Source organism: Geitlerinema sp. CS-897 (genome assembly GCF_028368005.1).
GTDB lineage: Bacteria > Cyanobacteriota > Cyanobacteriia > Cyanobacteriales > Geitlerinemataceae > Baaleninema > Baaleninema simplex.
This window is the reverse complement of the sequence record NZ_JAQNCQ010000324.1, coordinates 17,845-36,090: the sequence shown is the minus strand read 5'-3', so window position 1 is coordinate 36,090 and position 18,246 is coordinate 17,845. Positions and strand designations below refer to the sequence as shown.

15 protein-coding genes and 2 tRNA genes are annotated in these 18,246 nt (G+C 52.6%); 11 read left to right on the top strand and 6 right to left on the bottom strand.

The features are described 5' to 3' along the window. Positions 1-66 precede the first annotated feature (66 nt). On the bottom strand, positions 67-939 hold the full coding sequence (locus tag POG22_RS20820) for a methyltransferase domain-containing protein (RefSeq protein WP_017659556.1): 873 nt from the start codon (positions 937-939) through the stop codon (positions 67-69). A gap of 156 nt (positions 940-1,095) precedes the next feature. Beyond that, positions 1,096-1,701 carry a hypothetical protein gene (locus POG22_RS20815; RefSeq protein ID WP_063715950.1) on the bottom strand — a complete coding sequence of 202 codons (606 nt, stop codon included), beginning with the start codon at positions 1,699-1,701 and terminating at the stop codon, positions 1,096-1,098. Positions 1,702-2,109: 408 nt separating this feature from the next. Between POG22_RS20815 and POG22_RS20810 the strand changes: the two genes are divergently transcribed. The 3 genes from POG22_RS20810 (at position 2,110) to POG22_RS20800 (ending at position 3,241) form a co-directional block, all read left to right on the top strand. Then, positions 2,110-2,928, top strand: a complete 819-nt coding sequence (locus POG22_RS20810) for an HpsJ family protein (protein ID WP_498907000.1) — start codon at positions 2,110-2,112, stop codon at positions 2,926-2,928. A gap of 151 nt (positions 2,929-3,079) precedes the next feature. Next, positions 3,080-3,161: transfer RNA gene (locus tag POG22_RS20805), tRNA-Tyr, on the top strand. Between the two features lie 8 nt (positions 3,162-3,169). Further along, positions 3,170-3,241: transfer RNA gene (locus tag POG22_RS20800), tRNA-Thr, on the top strand. Positions 3,242-3,288: 47 nt separating this feature from the next. Here the strand turns inward: POG22_RS20800 and POG22_RS20795 are convergent. Beyond that, positions 3,289-3,906 (bottom strand): Uma2 family endonuclease, encoded by a 618-nt coding sequence (locus tag POG22_RS20795; RefSeq protein ID WP_063715952.1) that lies wholly within the window; start codon positions 3,904-3,906, stop codon positions 3,289-3,291. A gap of 65 nt (positions 3,907-3,971) precedes the next feature. On the opposite strand from POG22_RS20795, the gene POG22_RS20790 reads away from it, so the two are divergent. The 8 genes from POG22_RS20790 (at position 3,972) to POG22_RS20755 (ending at position 13,581) form a co-directional block, all read left to right on the top strand. After that, a complete protein-coding gene (locus tag POG22_RS20790; RefSeq protein ID WP_498906999.1) occupies positions 3,972-4,649 on the top strand; it encodes a Uma2 family endonuclease in 678 nt (225 codons plus the stop codon). Positions 4,650-4,834: 185 nt separating this feature from the next. Then, the gene (locus tag POG22_RS20785) at positions 4,835-5,446 is read left to right on the top strand and encodes a class I SAM-dependent methyltransferase (RefSeq protein WP_063715954.1); all 612 of its coding nucleotides are present in this window, start codon (positions 4,835-4,837) and stop codon (positions 5,444-5,446) included. 446 nt (positions 5,447-5,892) lie between these two features. Next, complete coding sequence (locus POG22_RS20780) at positions 5,893-7,158, top strand: L-lactate MFS transporter (RefSeq protein WP_498906998.1); 1,266 nt, start codon at positions 5,893-5,895, stop codon at positions 7,156-7,158. 102 nt (positions 7,159-7,260) lie between these two features. Then, positions 7,261-7,881, top strand: coding sequence for a Uma2 family endonuclease (locus tag POG22_RS20775; RefSeq protein WP_063715956.1), 621 nt, complete (start codon positions 7,261-7,263; stop codon positions 7,879-7,881). Between the two features lie 65 nt (positions 7,882-7,946). Beyond that, positions 7,947-8,501, top strand: coding sequence for an ATP-binding protein (locus tag POG22_RS20770; protein ID WP_063715957.1), 555 nt, complete (start codon positions 7,947-7,949; stop codon positions 8,499-8,501). A gap of 384 nt (positions 8,502-8,885) precedes the next feature. After that, positions 8,886-11,840: a glycerol-3-phosphate acyltransferase gene (locus POG22_RS20765; protein WP_498906997.1), complete on the top strand. Its 2,955-nt coding sequence runs from the start codon at positions 8,886-8,888 to the stop codon at positions 11,838-11,840. An 88-nt stretch (positions 11,841-11,928) separates the two neighbouring features. Continuing rightward, positions 11,929-12,894 carry a sulfotransferase family protein gene (locus POG22_RS20760; RefSeq protein ID WP_498906996.1) on the top strand — a complete coding sequence of 322 codons (966 nt, stop codon included), beginning with the start codon at positions 11,929-11,931 and terminating at the stop codon, positions 12,892-12,894. Positions 12,895-13,257: 363 nt separating this feature from the next. Next, a complete protein-coding gene (locus POG22_RS20755; RefSeq protein ID WP_063717032.1) occupies positions 13,258-13,581 on the top strand; it encodes a hypothetical protein in 324 nt (107 codons plus the stop codon). Between the two features lie 42 nt (positions 13,582-13,623). Here the strand turns inward: POG22_RS20755 and POG22_RS20750 are convergent, their stop codons facing one another. The 3 genes from POG22_RS20750 to POG22_RS20740 all read right to left on the bottom strand — a co-directional run bounded on the left by POG22_RS20750 (position 13,624) and on the right by POG22_RS20740 (position 18,224). Beyond that, a complete protein-coding gene (locus POG22_RS20750) occupies positions 13,624-14,274 on the bottom strand; it encodes a bifunctional 4-hydroxy-2-oxoglutarate aldolase/2-dehydro-3-deoxy-phosphogluconate aldolase (RefSeq protein WP_063717031.1) in 651 nt (216 codons plus the stop codon). Between the two features lie 158 nt (positions 14,275-14,432). After that, positions 14,433-17,327, bottom strand: coding sequence for a toll/interleukin-1 receptor domain-containing protein (locus POG22_RS20745; protein WP_498906995.1), 2,895 nt, complete (start codon positions 17,325-17,327; stop codon positions 14,433-14,435). A 192-nt stretch (positions 17,328-17,519) separates the two neighbouring features. Further along, positions 17,520-18,224 carry a C39 family peptidase gene (locus tag POG22_RS20740; RefSeq protein ID WP_063717029.1) on the bottom strand — a complete coding sequence of 235 codons (705 nt, stop codon included), beginning with the start codon at positions 18,222-18,224 and terminating at the stop codon, positions 17,520-17,522. Between the last annotated feature and the right edge of the window lie 22 nt (positions 18,225-18,246).

Here is an 18,246-nt window from a genome sequence, read left to right as displayed (position 1 = left end):
GAACAGCGAACAGCGAACAGCGAACAGTTAGCAGTTAGCAGTTGACAGTTTTCTCCTCATCTCTCTCTAAGCGACGGGTTTTGTCGCACAGAGGACGCCGTAGCGAATTAGCCCCCGTTGGTAGCCGTCGCGCATCAAGCCGATCGCTAACGCCCCGCGCAAGGTTTCCCATCCCGATCGCAGGATACCTAAAACGACCGCCGGATCGAATGCAGAATTGAGAACGTCGTTCCAAAACGGGGCGACAGCTCGAGACCAATCCTCGGTTTGCAGGTTTTGAAATCCCACGCGATCGGCGATTTCGGCATATTCAGGCAGAGAAATCACGTAAGGCAAGTGGTAAATTTGGTAAATTTCAGATAAATGCTGGATTTCTGAGGCGGTGAGTCGTCCGTCGGGTTCCGAGATCGGGCGATGACACCAAGTCGCGAGGACGAAAGTACCGCCCGGTTTGAGGAGGCGGTAACACTCTTCGATAAATTGGGTTTTGTCGGGCATATGTTCGCCGCTTTCGAGAGACCACACCCAATCGAAGCTGTTGTCGGTGAAGGGAACGTTGAGGGCGTCGGCGACGAGAAAGCCCAAAGAGCTGCTTCGTCCGGCTTCTGCGGCGCGTTCGGTAGCCCGTTGGACTTGGACGGGGCTGAGGGTGATTCCCGTGGCTTTCGTGCCGTATTTGCGCGATAGGTACAGGCTACTGCCGCCGACGCCGCATCCGACATCGAGAACTTGGGTGTTGGGGGAGAGGGGGGTTGCGTTCCCACAAGCTTCGACCCACTGTAGGAGTCGTTCGAGAAGGTCGATTTGGGCTTGTTGGCGATCGCGATCGGCGCGATCGCCGTAGTAGCCGTGGTGTAGGTGTTCGCCCCAAACCTGTTCCCAGAGTTCGGTCGAGCTGTCGTAGAAGGTTTGAATTTGACGGTTGAGGGTCGAAGTCATAGTTCGATCTTCGGTTGCGCGACGTTTCTAGTGTGGCATTTGCAGCCAGTTCTCGAACCGGCGATGGCGATTCGCCAAAAAAATACCCTCCTTTGCAGGAGGGCGATTCGGAGAGTAAGAGCTTTAACACTCGGTCGGTCTTTGGATTGAGAGATCCTAATTTACGGCGATGCTGTCGCTGAGATTTCCCGGCGTTGCGAAAACACCTAACCCTTCAGTTTCCGAACACGCGTAAACCCCTTCACCGGGAAGGGCAGTAAATCCGGGGCAGTTCCCCCAAGTGCAAGCCGTCGCCGCCATATAAGCGTCGTAATCTTTATCGCGCAAGCATTTTGCCCAGGCTTCGGGATCGGTTCCCGAGGACGCACATTTGAGCGTGTTTCCCAATCCGATCGCTTTTAAGCCACAGTTGGCTTCGACACTACAGCCGTCTTTGGAAAAGACCATACCACCCGTTGGCGGACTGTTCGGATCGACAGACGTTCCGGCGTATAGATTATCCATCCGGCTCGGATCTTGTAGGAGCGTGGTCTTTTTCTGATTGAAATCGCTAACCTCGGGGGCTAATCGATACGACAGGTTCGTCAGGAAGTTCGTTTGCATGGTGTCGAGGCTAACTTCCCCATCGACAATCATTTGGAGGTCGTGGTCGCTCTCAGTTCCGAAAATGGGTAGCGCCTTCGCGGGGGTAGCGGCAACGCCACCGAGGAATAACAGCGCGGTTGAGGTTAGGGCAGCGAGTTGCTTTTTCGCGATCGACATGGTTCGAGTTTGTGTGTTTGTACTTATGTTTTGTTGGGCTGATAGCACATTTTTGCGTGTTTTTTCGGAAGTTCGGAGTGCTGACAACCTGAAGAGTTCTTGCTATGAATAAAGCAAAAAATACAATAGCTAATTTAATGGTATCCGAGGCAAACTAAAGCGTCAATTCAATTTTGTGTAAAGAGATCGTGAAGCCGGAAAGTGAATTTATGCAGGTTTTGTAAAGACGATAAATTGACGTTGGCGGATAGTTCGGGCGACGATGGAACTATCCTAAAGTCGGGGCGGACTCGATTGAGGTTCTTCTCTAGTCAGTTATTTCCCATCTTTTGGGAGTTTGAGGAGAGAGGAACGACGCGATCGATAATTTAACTCAAGTTGCCATAAGTCAATACATGGATGTCTCTGATGAAGGTACAAGAGCGTAAAAAAACACTAGCTCAAGCAGCTCGGGCGTTAAAACTGGCCGGTACGACAGCGATCGTTATATCGCTACTTAACTACCTGTTGTTACTGTTTCCCTTAAATCTGGGCGAAGTGACCTGGTGGCTGAACTTCACATCGCAAATCGTCGAACAGGGTATCGTTCCGTTAATCGGAATCGGTTTGATTTTTGCTGGGATCGGCTTCGAGACGCTGGTGGGACGAGTTAAGGAAACTGATAAATGGGTCAAATCGACGAAAACCTTAGCGTTTCGTTTGTCGGCCGTTCTGGCAGCAATTTTCGCGATCGCCATTCCGGTTCACGCTTTAGCGACAGTCGCGGCGAGTCGTCAAGCGATGGAAACCATCGACGAGAAAGCCACCGCCAGTCTCGAACAAATCGACGTACAGCTTCAGCAGCAAAAGCAACTGTATTTGAGACTGTTAGAGGAGTCGCCCGATGCGGAAACGATGGTTCGGGAGTTAGTGGGGGACGAACCGCTATCGGAAGAGGAATTAGCCCAGTTAGAGGAGTTTCGCGAGAACCCGGAGGCTTTAGACCGACAAATTCAGGCCATCCGCACGAGCCTAGTCGAACGGGTTCAACGGCGGAGCAAGGAGGCCAAGGAAGCCTCGAAACTGGGAGTTTGGAAGTCTATCGCCCGGTTGGGCTTTACAAGTCTGCTGTTAGCTGCCTGTTACTTTAACGTGGCGTGGATCGGTTTGAAAGGCTCCAAACGACCGAAGAAGGGGACTCGTCGCCCTCAGTCCACTCAGGAACCAGACGAGACGTTTACACCCTAATTACGAAGATCGGAGGCTTTGGTTGGGGGGCGATCGCCGTTTCTGAAGAAATTTAGCTTTTTTTCCGAAAAGGGGGTTGCCATTTCAAATGACTGTGCTAAGATATAAATCTGTGACACGCAAGCGGTCGTCACAAAAACTGAAGAGCTGAGGGTCGGTGCCCGAGTGGTTAATGGGGGCGGACTGTAAATCCGCTGGCTACGCCTACGCTGGTTCGAATCCAGCCCGGCCCATCTTCAGCGCCCGTGTAGCTCAGCGGTAGAGCACACCCTTGGTAAGGGTGAGGTCACGAGTTCAAGTCTCGTCACGGGCTTTTTTTAGTATCGATTCAGATGTCAGTTGACAGATTATTTGTTCTCTCTATTGTCCCCACACCCGAGACAAATTCAAGACAAAACCCGGTAAAACATCCTCACCGGATAACTCAGCCGGATTTGACAAGACTTCTACCTCTAAACCCACTCGATAAACTTCCACCGTTCGGGTTTGAGGATCGATTAACCAACCCAGCTTAGCCCCATTCTCCACATACTCTTGCATTTTTGCTTGCAGTGACTTCAGTGTATCCGAGTGCGAACGGAGTTCCACGACGAAATCCGGGCAAATATTGGCAAACGTTCCTTTCTGCTCGTCCGTCAGGGCATCCCAACGTTCTTGACTAATCCAACCCGCATCGGGAGAGCGAATGGCACCATTGGGTAACGTGAATCCCGTCGAACACTCAAAGGCTTCCCCAATAGCGCCATTGTCGTCATACCAGCGATATAACTGTCCGATAATGCTAAAGTTACGTTTTCCAGTTTCCCAACCCGTCGGCGGATTCACGATAAGTTCTCCTTGTGCAGTTCGTTCGAGTTGTAGGTCTCGGTTACTGGCGGCGAGAGCGGCAAACTGCTCGGGAGTGACGTACAGCTTTAGATTTCTGGGGAACTCAAGCGATAGGGTTGAGGATTCGAGTTGTGTTGGAATTTGTACCATGGTGACCGGCTCGATCGCAATCTGATTACAATTTAGATTAGCACTGACCTAAAACTGAGTGACTCATGGTTGAAGTCTCCCGCGACCTGGAAACGCTCTACCCTGATTTTGATGGGAAACCGATGGCTGACAATACAGAACAGTATGAATGGATTGTCCGCTTGGTTACAAATCTCAAGTATTTATTAAAAGACAAAGTTGCATTTGTCGCTGGAGATTTACTCTGGTATCCCGTGGAAGTTGAAGAACTCCCAGCACCTCGCCAAGCCCCGAATGTCATGGTTGCCTTGGGTCGTCCAGCGGGATATCGAGGCAGCTATAAGCAATGGCAGGAAGATAATATTGCCCCGCAAGTTGTCTTTGAAATTCTCTCACCGAGTAATACTCGCCGGGAGATGGCCGAAAAGCAGAAGTTCTATGAAGACTACGGGGTTTTGGAGGCATACTATTACGATCCGCAACGCTCTGATTTTTGGGGGTTTGTGCGGGAACGATCGGACGATATTTTTACGCTGATTACGGCTTTATATTTACCTTGGACATCGCCATTGTTGCAGATTCGATTTGAACGGTTTGAGGATGGATTGAGGATCTTCCATCCCAATGGTGAGCAGTTTGCGGAACCGGAAGCGAGTTTATTGGAACGCGATGAGGCACGGCGCGATCGCGATCGAACTCAGGCTCAGCTCGAACAAGCGTTAGCAAAGCTTCGGGAGTTGGGCATTGACCCGGATACACTTTAGGGGGATGCGATCGCACGGGAACTTCAGTTGAGGAATGGGTACGGTGCAAGGTCTTGCAGGAGGCTAACACTACCGCGAAGTGTCTCAGGACGAGGGGAGTAGTGCTGTACTGTAATGATGTCGATCGAATTTTTTTCAGTGTAAAAGATTAAGACTCAAGATAACATTACAATTCATTGCCACCTATGAAAGATCTAAAAAAATACCACAGCACGAATATTCAAGTTTACGAATCAAGAGCTAAGGCATGGGATTGTCAGCGATCCAAGATCTTCTTTGAGAAATTTTGGATCGATAGAGTCATAATGCATTTGAAGCCAGGCTCAGATGTCCTCGACCTTGGATGTGGTGCAGGAATTCCAATATCGGAATACATAATCTCAAAAGGATTTTCATTGGTAGGTGTAGATGCCGCTCGATCGATGATTGATATATGCCAGGAAAGATTCCCTGATTCCAGATGGCTACAAATGGATATGCGCAATCTCGAGCTGAATAAGAAGTTTAATGCAGTTCTTAGCTGGGATGCCTTCTTTCACTTGTCCCAGGACGAGCAGCGTAAAGTCCTTGTCGATATTGCAAAGTACATTCAACCGGGCGGCGTTTTGCTACTCACTATAGGCGATAGGGAAGGTGAGGTTCTTGGGGCTGTGGATGGGGAAATAGTTTATCATTCAAGCTTGAGTGAGAAGGAATATCGGCAAATACTGGAAGCGCAAGGATTTGTATCCATTCATTTTGTTTTTCGAGATCCAGAGTGCGGCGATCGCTCTATTGTTTTTGCAATTAAGTCATAAACTTAGAGATAACGAAGCGTTGCACTGGAGCGATTCTCCAGATTTGCCAATAAATTCGACCGTTGGAGATCGAGCATCGTACAGTTTGCAATGCCAGAAAAGACATATTTCTTTTCATGACAACCACCAATTCACAATGAAATGCAACGCTGAGGGGTTTCATTTTTGAATTGGTGGATTATCGTTAGCTTTCCACGTACGCAGCGCGTTCGGACAGACATAAAGCAAATCTTCTCAGGAGTCGTCTATTTGAACTGCTTTGAGAGAACTTCATTAAGAGCCTGCCTCAACTTCTCGCGTTCCTTTGCTTGACGTAACTACTCTGAATATTTTACCATAGCTCTCTCTATACAGTCTGAAGCGTGAAAACCGAGTAGCTTATAAGTGTGCTAGAGCGTTGTGCAGCTCTCTCCACACTCGTACAGTCTCAATTTTTTCAAAAAGTTATGGGCAGAACACCTCCTAATGTATCTACGATAAAAGTTTTGGGACGACCTGCAGAACAAGGTCGATGGTTGTTGATTCCTTTGGGAATGACTATCTTACTGTGCTTGGGAACGGTCTATTCCTGGAGCATTTTTAGAATCCCGTTAGAAAACGAGCTGGGCATTACTGCGACTCAAAGCATTTTGCCATTTACCGTTGCTCTAGTTTTCTATGCAGCAACCATGCCAATTGCAGGCTTTTACATTCCTCGAGTTGGAACCCGCGTGACAACAGCAATTGGTGGGATTGTCGTTGGCTTAGGCTATATCCTTTCAAGCCTTACCAATCAGGTTGGAGGCTTAATTCTAACCTATGGCGTGGTTTCTGGTGTCGGGATCGGTATTGTGTATGGTGTTCCTCTGATGGTCGCCTCGCGCTGGTTTCCTGAGAAAAAAGGATTAGCGGTAGGGTTGACGGTTCTGGGCTTTGGCCTTTCGCCTTTTATTACTGCGCCCCTTGCCAATCGACTCATCAGCTCCTACACCGTTCGCCCCACTTTGCGAATTCTCGGGATTGCTTTTATAGCAATTATTTTCGTCATTGCCCTGACAATGAAGTTACCGCCAAAAGATTGGCAGCCTCAGCGAAATTTTGAAAAATCTCAACAGATTTTGCCCATCACTTATCCCACTAATCTATTTAAAAGTCGATCGTTTTATGGGTTATGGCTTTGTTATGCGATCGCCACGTTTGTCGGTTTGAGCGCGATTGGAATTTCGAGTCCAGTCGGGCAGGAAATTATCGAAATCAATCCAACTACGGCTGCCCGTAGTGTCTCGTTATTTGCCGTATTTAATGGAGTCAGTCGCCCGTTGTTTGGATGGTTGACCGATCGCTTCAAACCTCAACAGGTCGCCATCTTTTCCTATGTGCTGATCTTGATTGCTTGTATTGTGGCGAGCGATGCTAAAACGGGGCAGCTCGCTAACTATCTCTTCGCGTTTAGCCTGTTTTGGTTCTGCCTTGGGGGATGGCTCGCTATGGCTCCGACCATGACACTACACTTCTTTAATCCTGACGATTATGCCCAAAACTACGGCATTATCTTTACCGCTTATGGTGTGGGCGCTTTGATTGGTACGTTAGCGACGGGTCGCATCCGCGATTTGTTTGGCACCTACAACTACGTGTTTTATCTAATGGCGTTTTTGGCGATCGTTGGCATTGTTGTCTGTAGCCTATTCCTCAAAGGCGTAAGTAGGTCAGTGGACTCGGTGGAAAATTAAAACGTCAAGCGGTACGCGATGGTTTGAGAAACCCGGTATCTCGGAGATACTGGGTTTTTGAGTCTCAGCTAAAATGAGATTGTCGCCGCGAGAGACAAGTTCATGGTTCGCGCTCTTACTCAATCCGTCACGTTCGATGAGTTTATCGCGTGGTATCCGAACGCGGGCGATCGCTACGAACTTCACGACGGAATTGTGATTGAAATGCCCAAGCCGACGGGAACCCATTCCAACGTCACCGGATTTCTGATGGAGGAATTGATTCTGGCGATCGTCGAGATGGGAAAACGAGGGATTTGGACGATTCCGAGAGAATCGATCGTGCGATCGAGTCGCGGACAGTCGGGTTACGAACCCGATATTATTGTCCTCGATCGCGAGGCGCTCGATCGCGAATCTCGCTGGAAGAACGAATCGATTATCGAAAACGCTCAGTCCGTCAAGCTCGTTGTGGAAGTCGTCAGTACGAACTGGCGAGACGATTATTTTAAAAAACGGGCAGATTACGAGGAATTGGGAATTCGTGAATATTGGATTGTCGATTATGCGGCGTTGGGCGGACGAAATGTTATTGGCACGTCCAAAGAACCGACGTTATCGGTTTATGAACTCGTCGAGGGAGAATATCGAGTCAGTCAATTTCGAGGCAGAGAGCCAATTGTCTCTCCGACGTTTCCTGTTTTCGATCGCACCGTTGAAGATATCCTTCGATCGCACCAGTAACGACAACAGGTAATTGATATCTCTCTCGCTCTCTTTCTTGTAGTCGATCGCTCCCCCAATTTTCTATGATCCCACCTCAACTATGCCATCTCCTCGTCGGCATTCCCGGTAGCGGAAAAACCACCTTTGCCCGCCAGTGGATCGAACGCGATCCTCGCTATCGCCTTATCTCCACCGATGCCATTCGCCAGCGACTCTATGACGACGCCGCCATTCAAGGAGATTGGAACGACATCGAAGTGGAAGTTCTCCGCCAACTCCGCCAAGCCTCCCGAGACGATCGCCCCGTTATCTACGACGCCACCAATGTCAAACCCCAATGGCGGTTGGGATTTCTGCAAAACCTACACTCGCTCGATCCGCCACCGCCTTGGAACTGGATGGCTTGGGTGTTCGCGGTTTCTCCCGCCACCTGCAAACAACGCAACGCCAACCGACGCCGTGTCGTTCCCAACGAGATTATCGACGAGATGGCTGAGGCGATCGATCGGTTTCCGCCAACTCCCGATGAAGGCTTTGTGGCAGTGAGCGAAGTTCCCTTAACTGACGATGGAAATTTCGATTTTTCTGCCGTTTTTGAGATAGTCGAAAAATGCGATCGATCGAGTTGCCAGAAATAGAGTTTTCGAGCTATTCCAAAATTCCCCTGCAAGAAATCGCTAAAATTTTTACAGGGGTGCATCTCATACGGAATCCGAATCTCAAACAGCGTTTTTTTTAACCCTACACCCCCCTCTCTGTGTCCTCTGTGCCTCTGTGGTGAAAACTTATTAAAACCCATAAATTTACATTTTTGAGATGCACCCTCTTTACAGAGTAAGAGTTTTCGCTAAACTGTATAAAAAATCAAATCGCTTGCATTCCTTTCCCTATCAAAGCTACAAGCATCTACCCTACATATCAAGACTGAGCGGAGCCACTCACGGCGACCCCACTCGATCGACTCTTGTTCCTCTCACCGCTAAGCCGGAAGGCTGTAGCGGAAGTCTCCCAAGGAGAAAACGATGATTTCCGTTTGGGCGAGCGTTCCCATCCTATTACTAGCGAGTTTCCTCATCGGCGGATTGCCCCTAATTCGTTGGATCGTTCTCGCTCTGGGCCGCAAAGACTTGCGAGAGTTGGGAACCGGAAACGTTAGCGTGTCGGCGGCGTTCTACCACGGCGGACGTTGGCTGGGAATTTTAGCCGTTCTCTCCGAAGCCGGAAAAGGCATTGCAGCGGTACTGCTGGCCCGATCGCTCGTTCCCGACGCCCCTATCTGGGAGTTAGTGGCGTTGCTCGTCTTAGTCCTCGGACGCTATACCCTAGGACAAGGGGCGGGAACCACCAACGTCGTCTGGGGGGTATTCGCTCACGACTGGCGTGTAGCCGTATTGGTTGCCCTCATCAGCGGTTTGAGTTTTACCGTCGTGCGAGAACGCCGAGCCGGTCGTAACCTGGTTTTAGTGCTGCTTCCCGCCGTAATGTGGATGCTGTACCCCCACGCAGCCGCTCGAGTGGTGGCGGCTGGCGCGCTCAGTGCAGCTCTCTATTGGACGTATCGCTCGATGCCTGACGATTTAGATTTATCCCCCTCTGGCGGACGACCGGAAACCCGCAAGCTATTCCGCTTTTTCCGTGCCGATCGCGCCCTAGTCACGCTCGATCGCCTCCTAGACGCCCGAAACGTCGGGGCGAAAGCTGCCACGCTTTCCCAACTGCGACGGTGGGGCTATCCCGTCCCGATGGGGTGGGTGTTAAAACCGGGAGACGACCCCGAAATCTTGCTCGAATCGCTTCACCCGTCTCAAGAAAATCCGCTGGTGGTGCGATCGTCGGCGTTGGGGGAAGATACAGAACGCGCCTCCGCCGCCGGACAATACGAGAGCGTCGCCAACGTGACCGACCGTCAAAGACTCTTCGAGGCGATCGAGCGCTGCTTGGCCTCGGCGTCCGTCCCCTCCGCCGTTCGATATCGCCAAGAACGGGGGATCGAAGACAGCGACATGGCCGTTCTCGTCCAGCAACAAATCCGAGGGGTCTTTTCCGGGGTCGCCTTCAGTCGCGATCCGATTTTACGGTGTGGCGATGCCGTCGCTATCGAAGCGCTACCGGGTGCCGCCTCCCAAGTCGTCTCGGGACAAGTGACGCCAGAACGCTATCGAGTGTTCGTTCCCGACGAGTACGCGTCTCTCGACTGGAACGACGAAGAAACCGGAAAATGCCCAGAGTTGGTCGTCGATGGCGAACCGGGAGACGTTCCCCAAGGGATGTTACGTCGCGTCGCGGTGTTAGTTCGTCAGTTAGAACGTCGCTTTCAACAGGTTCCCCAAGACGTCGAATGGAGTTTTGACGGACAGCATCTGTGGCTGTTGCAGTCCCGTCCGATTCCGACGCTGCTACCAATTTGGACGCGCAAAATTGCCGCCGAAGTGATTCCTGGCTGCATTCGTCCCCTGACGTGGTCGATCAACCGTCCGCTGACCTGCGGCGTGTGGGGCGACATTTTTTCCATCGTGTTGGGATCTCGCGCCGAAGGGTTAGCCTTTCACGAAACGGCTACGCTGCACGACTCCCACGCCTATTTCAATGCCTCTCTGTTGGGGGAAATTTTCCACCGCATGGGGCTTCCTCCCGAAAGTTTAGAATTTTTGACGCTGGGAACCTCTACGAGCAAACCGCCCCTGTTTTCGACGCTGCGTAACCTGCCGGGATTGTTACGGTTGTTAGGCCGTCAACGTCGGTTGGGGAAGGATTTCGATCGCGACGATCGCGAGACCTTCGCGCCACTACTGGCGCAGTTGGACACCTCGCCAGTTTTGCCCTGGGGAGACTGCGAGATCGCCTCTGCCCCGTCACCGTCACAACTGTTGGATCGGATCGAACGCATTTTAGAGGGATTAGAACGGGCGACGTATTACAACATTCTCGCGCCCCTCGGATTTGCCGCACAAAAGGCGGTGCTTAAAGTGGACGACGACGCCTTAGACACGACGCGAGTTCCTGAAGTTGCCGCATTGCGGGCGTTGCGGGAACTGGCCGCTTCCGCCCGATTGCTGTTGCCAGAATTTCGTGCCGATCGCCCGACGCCGACGCGTGTAGACACTTCCTCGCTGTTCGCGCGTTTGGCGGAAACCACCGACGGGAACAGCATTCTCGAGGCGTTCGATCGCTTTCTCGATCGCTTCGGCTATCTCAGCGAAGTGGGAACCGATATCTCAGTTCCCACCTGGCGCGAAGACCCCCACCCGGTACGAGAACTGTTCGCCAAATCCATCGCCGACCCGACATCGCCGCCCTCGAAACCGACGTCGTTTCAACGGGGGCAACAGTGGGTTCAACAGTCTCTAGAGTTAAAAGGACGAGTCGCCGAGGTCTACAGTTGCCTGTTGGCACAGTTGCGGTGGAGTTTTGTCGCCTTGGAACGCCTTTGGTTAGACGCGGGATTGTTAGCCGAACCGGGAGATATCTTCTTTTTGGTCTTTCGCGAAGTTCGCACCCTCGTCACGGGGGAAAATCCCGATCTGGCCGAGTTAGTCCCGGCATTGGTGGCGCAGCGACGGGCGAAGTTCGAGCGCGATCGCCAGTTACCCCGCGTGCCGAGGGTTACCTACGGAACACCTGCCATGACCCTGTTAGCCACGGAAGACCGTCCGGCGCGATCGCGCTTGCGTGGGATCGGTGCCAGTGCGGGTCAAGTGGAAGGTTACGTCAAAGTCGTTCGCAATTTAGCCGCCGCCTCGAAGATCGATCGCCAAACGATTTTGGTGGTGCCTTACACCGACGCGGGATGGATGCCGTTGTTGGCGCAAGCGGGGGGATTGATTGCCGAAGTGGGGGGGCGTCTGTCTCACGGGGCGATCGTTGCTCGCGAGTACGGCATTCCGGCCGTGATGGACGTGGCCGAAGCGACGCGGGAACTCCGAGACGGTCAGCACGTCCGCTTAGATGGAGAAGTCGGCCTCGTTGAAATTTTGTAGCGGAACTTTGGAATCGATCTCAGACCGTTTGCGAGATCGAAAGTCGAGCGACGTTCGGGTCGCAATTGTCAATTACCAACAGTCTAAAATGGTTCTTCCAAACTTTTTAATTGTCGGCGCGGGAAAAGCCGGAACGAGTAATTTGATGGCGCGACTCGCCGAACATCCCGAAATTTACATCGTTTATAACGAACCGTCATTTTTTGCCCTAGAAGGACAATCTCTCGATTTTAAAGGGCCTCCCGGTGCTGATGTTTTAATTAATAAAAACGGCGTCACGACCCTAGACGCGTATCGATCGCTTTTTGAGGGGGGAAAAAACCATCTCGCCCGAGGAGAATCGTCTCCGTTGTATCTTTACAGTCCCGAAGCTCCCAAACGCATCAAACACTACATCCCCGACGTAAAAATTATCGCCATTTTGCGCGATCCCGTCGAACGGGCATTTTCGGCGTATATGCATACGTTCAGTCGAGGTCGCGAACCGATTACTGATTTTAAAGCAGCACTCGAGGCCGAACCCTCTCGTATTCGAGACCGCTGGAACTGGATCTATCATTACCAAGCGTTGGGGTTTTATTACGCGCAGATCGAGCGATATTTTAAGTTGTTCGATCGCGATCGCGTTAAAGTTTATTTAAATGAAGATATGGCCGGGAATCCCGATCGATTTTTTGCCGATGTTTTCCGCTTCCTCGAAGTCGACGATCGCGTCTCGGTCGATACGTCCAAACGAGCGCTCGTCGGTCGAGTTCCCAAAAATAAAACCGTTCACCAACTCGCCAACCAACTCGCCGCTCTCGAGGTTCCCAGTCCGCTTCGTAAGTTAGTTAAATCTGTTGCGGGTGAAGGGTTGCGGATTCGCGTAGCCTCGAAATTACGTCGAGCCAACCTCGTTGATAAACGCCAACTTTCTCCCAACCACCAGCAAAAGTTTCTCACTGACGAGGTCAAATCTCAGCTAAGGCAAACTTACCGAGACGATATTTTAAAACTTCAAGACCTCATCGATCGCGACCTGTCGCACTGGTTGCGAGAAGACTCACAACGTTAGTTCGGCTGTGATAGGCAGTTTGACCGTCAAGGGCGGTAACGGTCAGTCTCTGTCTCGGATTCTTTTCGATGCGATGTCAAAACGCGATCGAGATTCGTGAAACCCGTCGATCGATCGGGTCGGGATGCCGACCGAGCCAGCTCGACGACCTCATACAAACCATCGAAAAAGAGATAAAATATAAGTATATAAACAACACAAAAACAGAGACGACATTTTTATAAATTCTTCACGATCTTCCCTCAAATTCGTATCAGTTCGTGACGTTTTTTGGAAATCACAACATTTCTCCGACCGCCTTTGGTCAGAGTCGATAGGATAGAAACAGAACGACCCGTTGACGAGTCCCCCCAGGAGGAACCGATGTCTCAGCCAATTTTCGTTTTCGCCCTGACTGCGATCGGATCGCTAACGCTAGTCGGCCGTGTTGCAGCCCAACAACCGCAAGCGATCGAACTTGACGACACCATCAGTACCCGCGTCGAAGACCTCTATCTCGACGAAATTTCCACGACCCCCGATCGCGGTCAGTCGACCTACCCCGAACTGAGAGAAGATGTAGGCTATCGGGGCGTTATCTTCGAACCCGTCACCATCGAACTCAACAACCCCGAAAACTTACCTCAAGATCAAAGCAGTCAGTTTAACTTGCGAGTTCCGCTGACCAACGAAGGAAACGGCGATTAACCCAACCGATCTAACCCAACCCGTCGATCTCGCGTCGCCGATCTAACCGTTCGCCCCGAGATTCGATCGCAGTCGAGACGCCAAACCCGCGATCCCCTGCCAGTCTTCAGACTCGACGAGAGAACGGGGGAAGAGACTGCTGGAAATTCCCACCGCGATCGCTCCCGCATCTACCAGCGATCGCGCGTTATCCAGTGTCACCCCTCCCGTCGGGACGAACGGCACGAAATCGAGGGGACTCTTCAGACTGCGAATATAACTGGCTCCCCCCACTGCCTGCACGGGAAACACTTTAACCGCCGCCGCTCCCGCCGTCCAAGCCGTAAGAATTTCCGTCGGCGACAACGCCCCCGGCACCATCGGCACGCCAGCCTCGATCGCAATCCGAACCGCCTCGACATCCGTATGGGGACAAAACAGAAACTGCGATCGCGCGGCGATGGCCTCGCGCACCTGCCTGGCATTCACCAACGTTCCCGCCCCGATCTGACAGTGTGGAAACTCGTCCCGCAACCGCCGCACCAACTCCGCCGGGCGATCGCCGTTCCAGCCTACCTCCACGAATTCCATCCCCGCCTCGACAACGGCTCGAGCCATACCGTATCCCATCGCCAACCTCGGCGATCGAACCACAGCGATCGCGCGTTGCTGTTTCAAGCGATCGAGCCAATCGGGATAGCGAACTCCGAACAACTTTCAACCTCGACGATGATGTAAGGGAAAAACGACCGGACGAGGAGATGATGCGAACTCCCCCCATCTCCGTCACTCCAGAGACAAAAAAACGGGTTCTCACAGGAGAAACCCGGATGCCTCCGACTATTATCGCAAACGAGCTGACGGCGAGCCTCTTAAATCCCCATGCAAATCGCTTTTTGAGTTTCGCTCAACGTCGGATTCGTAGTCAGATAATCCGAAAGCCAATCGCACCCCTCCTCTAACAAGCGATCGATCGAGACGCCAGCCGACTCGTTCTCCATTTGCTCGAGGGATTCCACGTCCCACAAAATAATCGTCTTATCGGCACTACCAGACGCCAGCTTTTGCCCGTCGGGGCTGAAACTGACCGCACGGACCCAGTTATTGTGAGCGGCGAGAGTCTTCAGTAACGTCCCGTCCGTATCCCACAGGCGAACCGTATTGTCTTTTCCCGCCGAAGCAATAATTTGACTGTCTTGACTGAAGGTGACGTCCCAAACCCAATCCGTATGGTCTTCTAAAATCGCGTGAGGCGTCGTCTCGATCCGACCGCCGTTCCAATTCCACACGCGCGCCGTATTATCGCCCCCCGCCGTCACCAAAAACCGACCGTTCGGACTGAAATACAACGCGTTAATCCAAGCCTCGTGAGCCTGGAATTCCCGAACGAGTTCGCCCTCGATCGTCCAAACCTTGAGTTTGCCCTCGCCACCGACCGAAACGAAATAAGACCCATCTGGAGAAAAGCTCACATCGGTCACTTCCGGTTCGTGAATCCCCTCGAGCGTTTGCAGCAACGTGCCATCGCCAATCTGCCAAAGCCGAACCGAACCGTCAGAACTCGCCGACGCCATCAAGCGACCGTCGGGGGAAATACTGAGGTTTTTGACCGTCGAAGTGTGACCGACAAAGCGACGAACGGGGACTGCGTTATCGAAGTTGAGAACCTCGTCCAAATTCCACAGTTGCAGGGAATTATCGTAACTGGCCGTAATCATAAACTGACCGTTGGGGGTAAAGTTGACGTTTCGCAACCCCGCCTCGTACTCGATGCTACGCAACAATTGCGCCCCGTCTCGCTTCCAAATCTTTAAGGTGTTATCGGTTCCTACCGACGCGATCAGATTATCGGGACTGAAGCGCACGCCCTTGATGCCAGAACGGTGTCCCTGGAGAATTTCAACCACCGCCCCTTCAACGCTTCGCAAGCGAACGGTCGTATCGTCGCTGCCCGAGGCGATGGTATTGCCGTCGGGGGCAAAGGACACGCTCCGTACGCTGGCATCGTGACCGACAAAAGTTTTCAACAAAATGCCGCTGATGCTCCAGAGTTTGACCGTGTTGTCGTCGCTCCCGGTGACTAAGGCTTTCCCGTTGGGAGAAAAGGACACGCTCCGTACCCAGTTTGTATGGGCCCGCAGTTGACGCAGGGCTTTCCCTTCTAAATTCCAGACGATCGCTGTATTGTCGGAACTCGCTGTCGCGATAGTATTGCCGTCGGGAGAAAAATCGACATCCCACACTTTATCTCGATGTCCTTTAAACACCCGTTCGGGTTGAGGGGCGTTTTCCGTCACCTCTGCATCGTCGGCATCCATTGCCACTTCGATCGCCGCTTCGGTTGCGCTGGCGTCCGCACCGGCCGCCGCTTCCTCCTCAGTTTCGGGATTGAGAACCGTCGCGATCGCCCACAATTTCACGTCGAGGTCGTGACTGGTGGTCGCAAAAGTTTTACTGTCGGGGCTGACATCGAGATCGTTGACTTCGCTGTTGTGGGCGGTAAACGTCGTTAACAACTCTCCCTCTGGCGTCCACAACCGCACGCGTCCGTCGTCGTCACCCGTGATGACGAGTTCGCCGTCGGGAGTCACGCGAATCGCCCGTACCCGCGCCCCGTGGTCGAGGCTTTGCAATAGCGAACCGTCTTCGACGTTCCACAGTTTTGCCGTTTCGTCTTTCGAGGCGGAGGCGACGATTTTACTGTCCGGGGAAAAGGCCACGCGGCGAACGTGGTCGTCGTGTTGGAACACGTGTAACACTTCCCCGTTGCGTTGCCAAACCCGCACGGTGTCGTCGTCGCTGGCCGAGGCGAGGAGTTCGCCGTTAGGCGAAAAAACGACGCGGTTGATTTGGTCTTCGTGACCGTCGAGACGGTTGCGTTCTTGCACGTCGTAAACAGCTTTGCGGAGAACCTCCGTGGTGGTCGCGACGAGGTCGGGCGGAAAGTTATTGTTGAGTTGGAGGTGTCGGGCGGCGTGAACGGCGTGTTGTAGGGCTTCGAGGCCGTCGTCGGTGAGCCGCCGGGCTTCTGAGAGGGCAGCGAGGGCGCGAACGCTCTGTTCTTGAGCGCGATTTCGTTCTCCTACCGCCACGGCGCGTTCTTTGACGGCGACGATCGCCAGGAGGCTGGTGGCGACCAATCCTACGGCAACCCCTCCGAGGATCGTTTTCTGACGTTTGCTTTGTTGCTGTTCGCTGGCGATGACGTATTGAGTGTGCAAGGGGGTCGGTTCGGGTTGTTTGTTCCCACTTTGACTCAGCCACGCCGCAGCATTTTTGAGGTCGTTACCCCGGAGGGTGAAGCTAGCATCGCGGTCTTTGCTGTCCCATTCGATCGCTCGCTTGAGCAGTCGCGTGTGAGCGCGGACGTACTCGAGATCGGTGTCGATCGTCGAGAGGAGTTTGGGAAACGTGGCGTCGAAATCGTCGGTATCGCGGAAGAAAATCCAGTTGAGTTTGGCCAGTGCCGGGTGAACCTCGTCGTAGGAGACTTCTTGACAGACGATCGGAATCAGGCGTTTGTGGTGGGCGATCGCGTGTTCGACTTCCTCGCGACAGACTTGGGAGGCGACGGAGTCGGGACTTAAGACGAAGACGAAATTATCGGCCGCTTCGATACCCCGATAGATTTCTTGTCGCCAGTCGGCGTTGAGGGGAATGTCTTCCCAATCGACCCAAATCTCCCGTTTGTGTTCGCAGAACGCTTGGTGCAGGCGCTGAACGAACGCTTTGTTTCGGCGACAGTAAGAAATAAAAACGTCTGTCATGGCTTCGCTCGATGCACGACTGAATGAGATAGGTTAGATAAGTTCAGAAGTTCGACGCGCGACGGCAGGCAAGTGAGAACTGGCGAGAGCGTTCTGCGGCCGTCGAGGGTCTGTCTGCGGGGGAAACTGGGCGATCGCGGGAAACCGGCCCGCACGTCACCCTCCCCGGCGATCGCCAACCGGTTTTACCGACTACTTCGACACGTAATGAATCCAGAGATCGCCATCGCTGCCGCAGACATGGCTCATCATGCCGTAGGAATAGGTCAACCCTTCCCCAGTTCGATGGGTATCGTATCCCCATTCGTACCATTCCCCGTACGGATCGTTGACGATCCACCCTCGTTCGTTATAACCGCGAATCACGATAATGTGACCCGATCGCGTAAACCAACCGTGGGTAATAATCGGATTGCCAGAGGCCAACCATTCTTTGACTTCTCCCCATTTCGCATCGGGTTGAAAGTCGTCTTTGTACCCGTAAGCTCGCACCAATTTCGCCAAATCGATGGGGGAGTGACGGGACAAGCCATAATCCAAACAATACTGATATAGCTCGTCTTCAAGTTGTTGTCCCCCATCGCCGATCGCCGGATGTCCTAAATAGGTCAAACACATGGCAACGCAAGTCACGTTGCAAGACCCGTGGGGATTGTTGACGTTATCGAGTTGGGACAAATAGGGAACGGGTAAATCGACCTGTTCGGCCAGACCCGGCTTGGCGGCTTGCACTTCCACCGGTTGGGGCGGCGTGCGCCAAATGGTGACGAAATCGGAGTCAGCATCGAGCAGCTCGGGATTGGTTTGCAACAATTCCCGTTCGAGATAAGCCAGTGCCTCGTCTTGGTGAGACAAACCTTCGTAATATTTGGCAACGTTTACGAGTGAGATAGTCATCGCCCCATCGTCATCAATATAG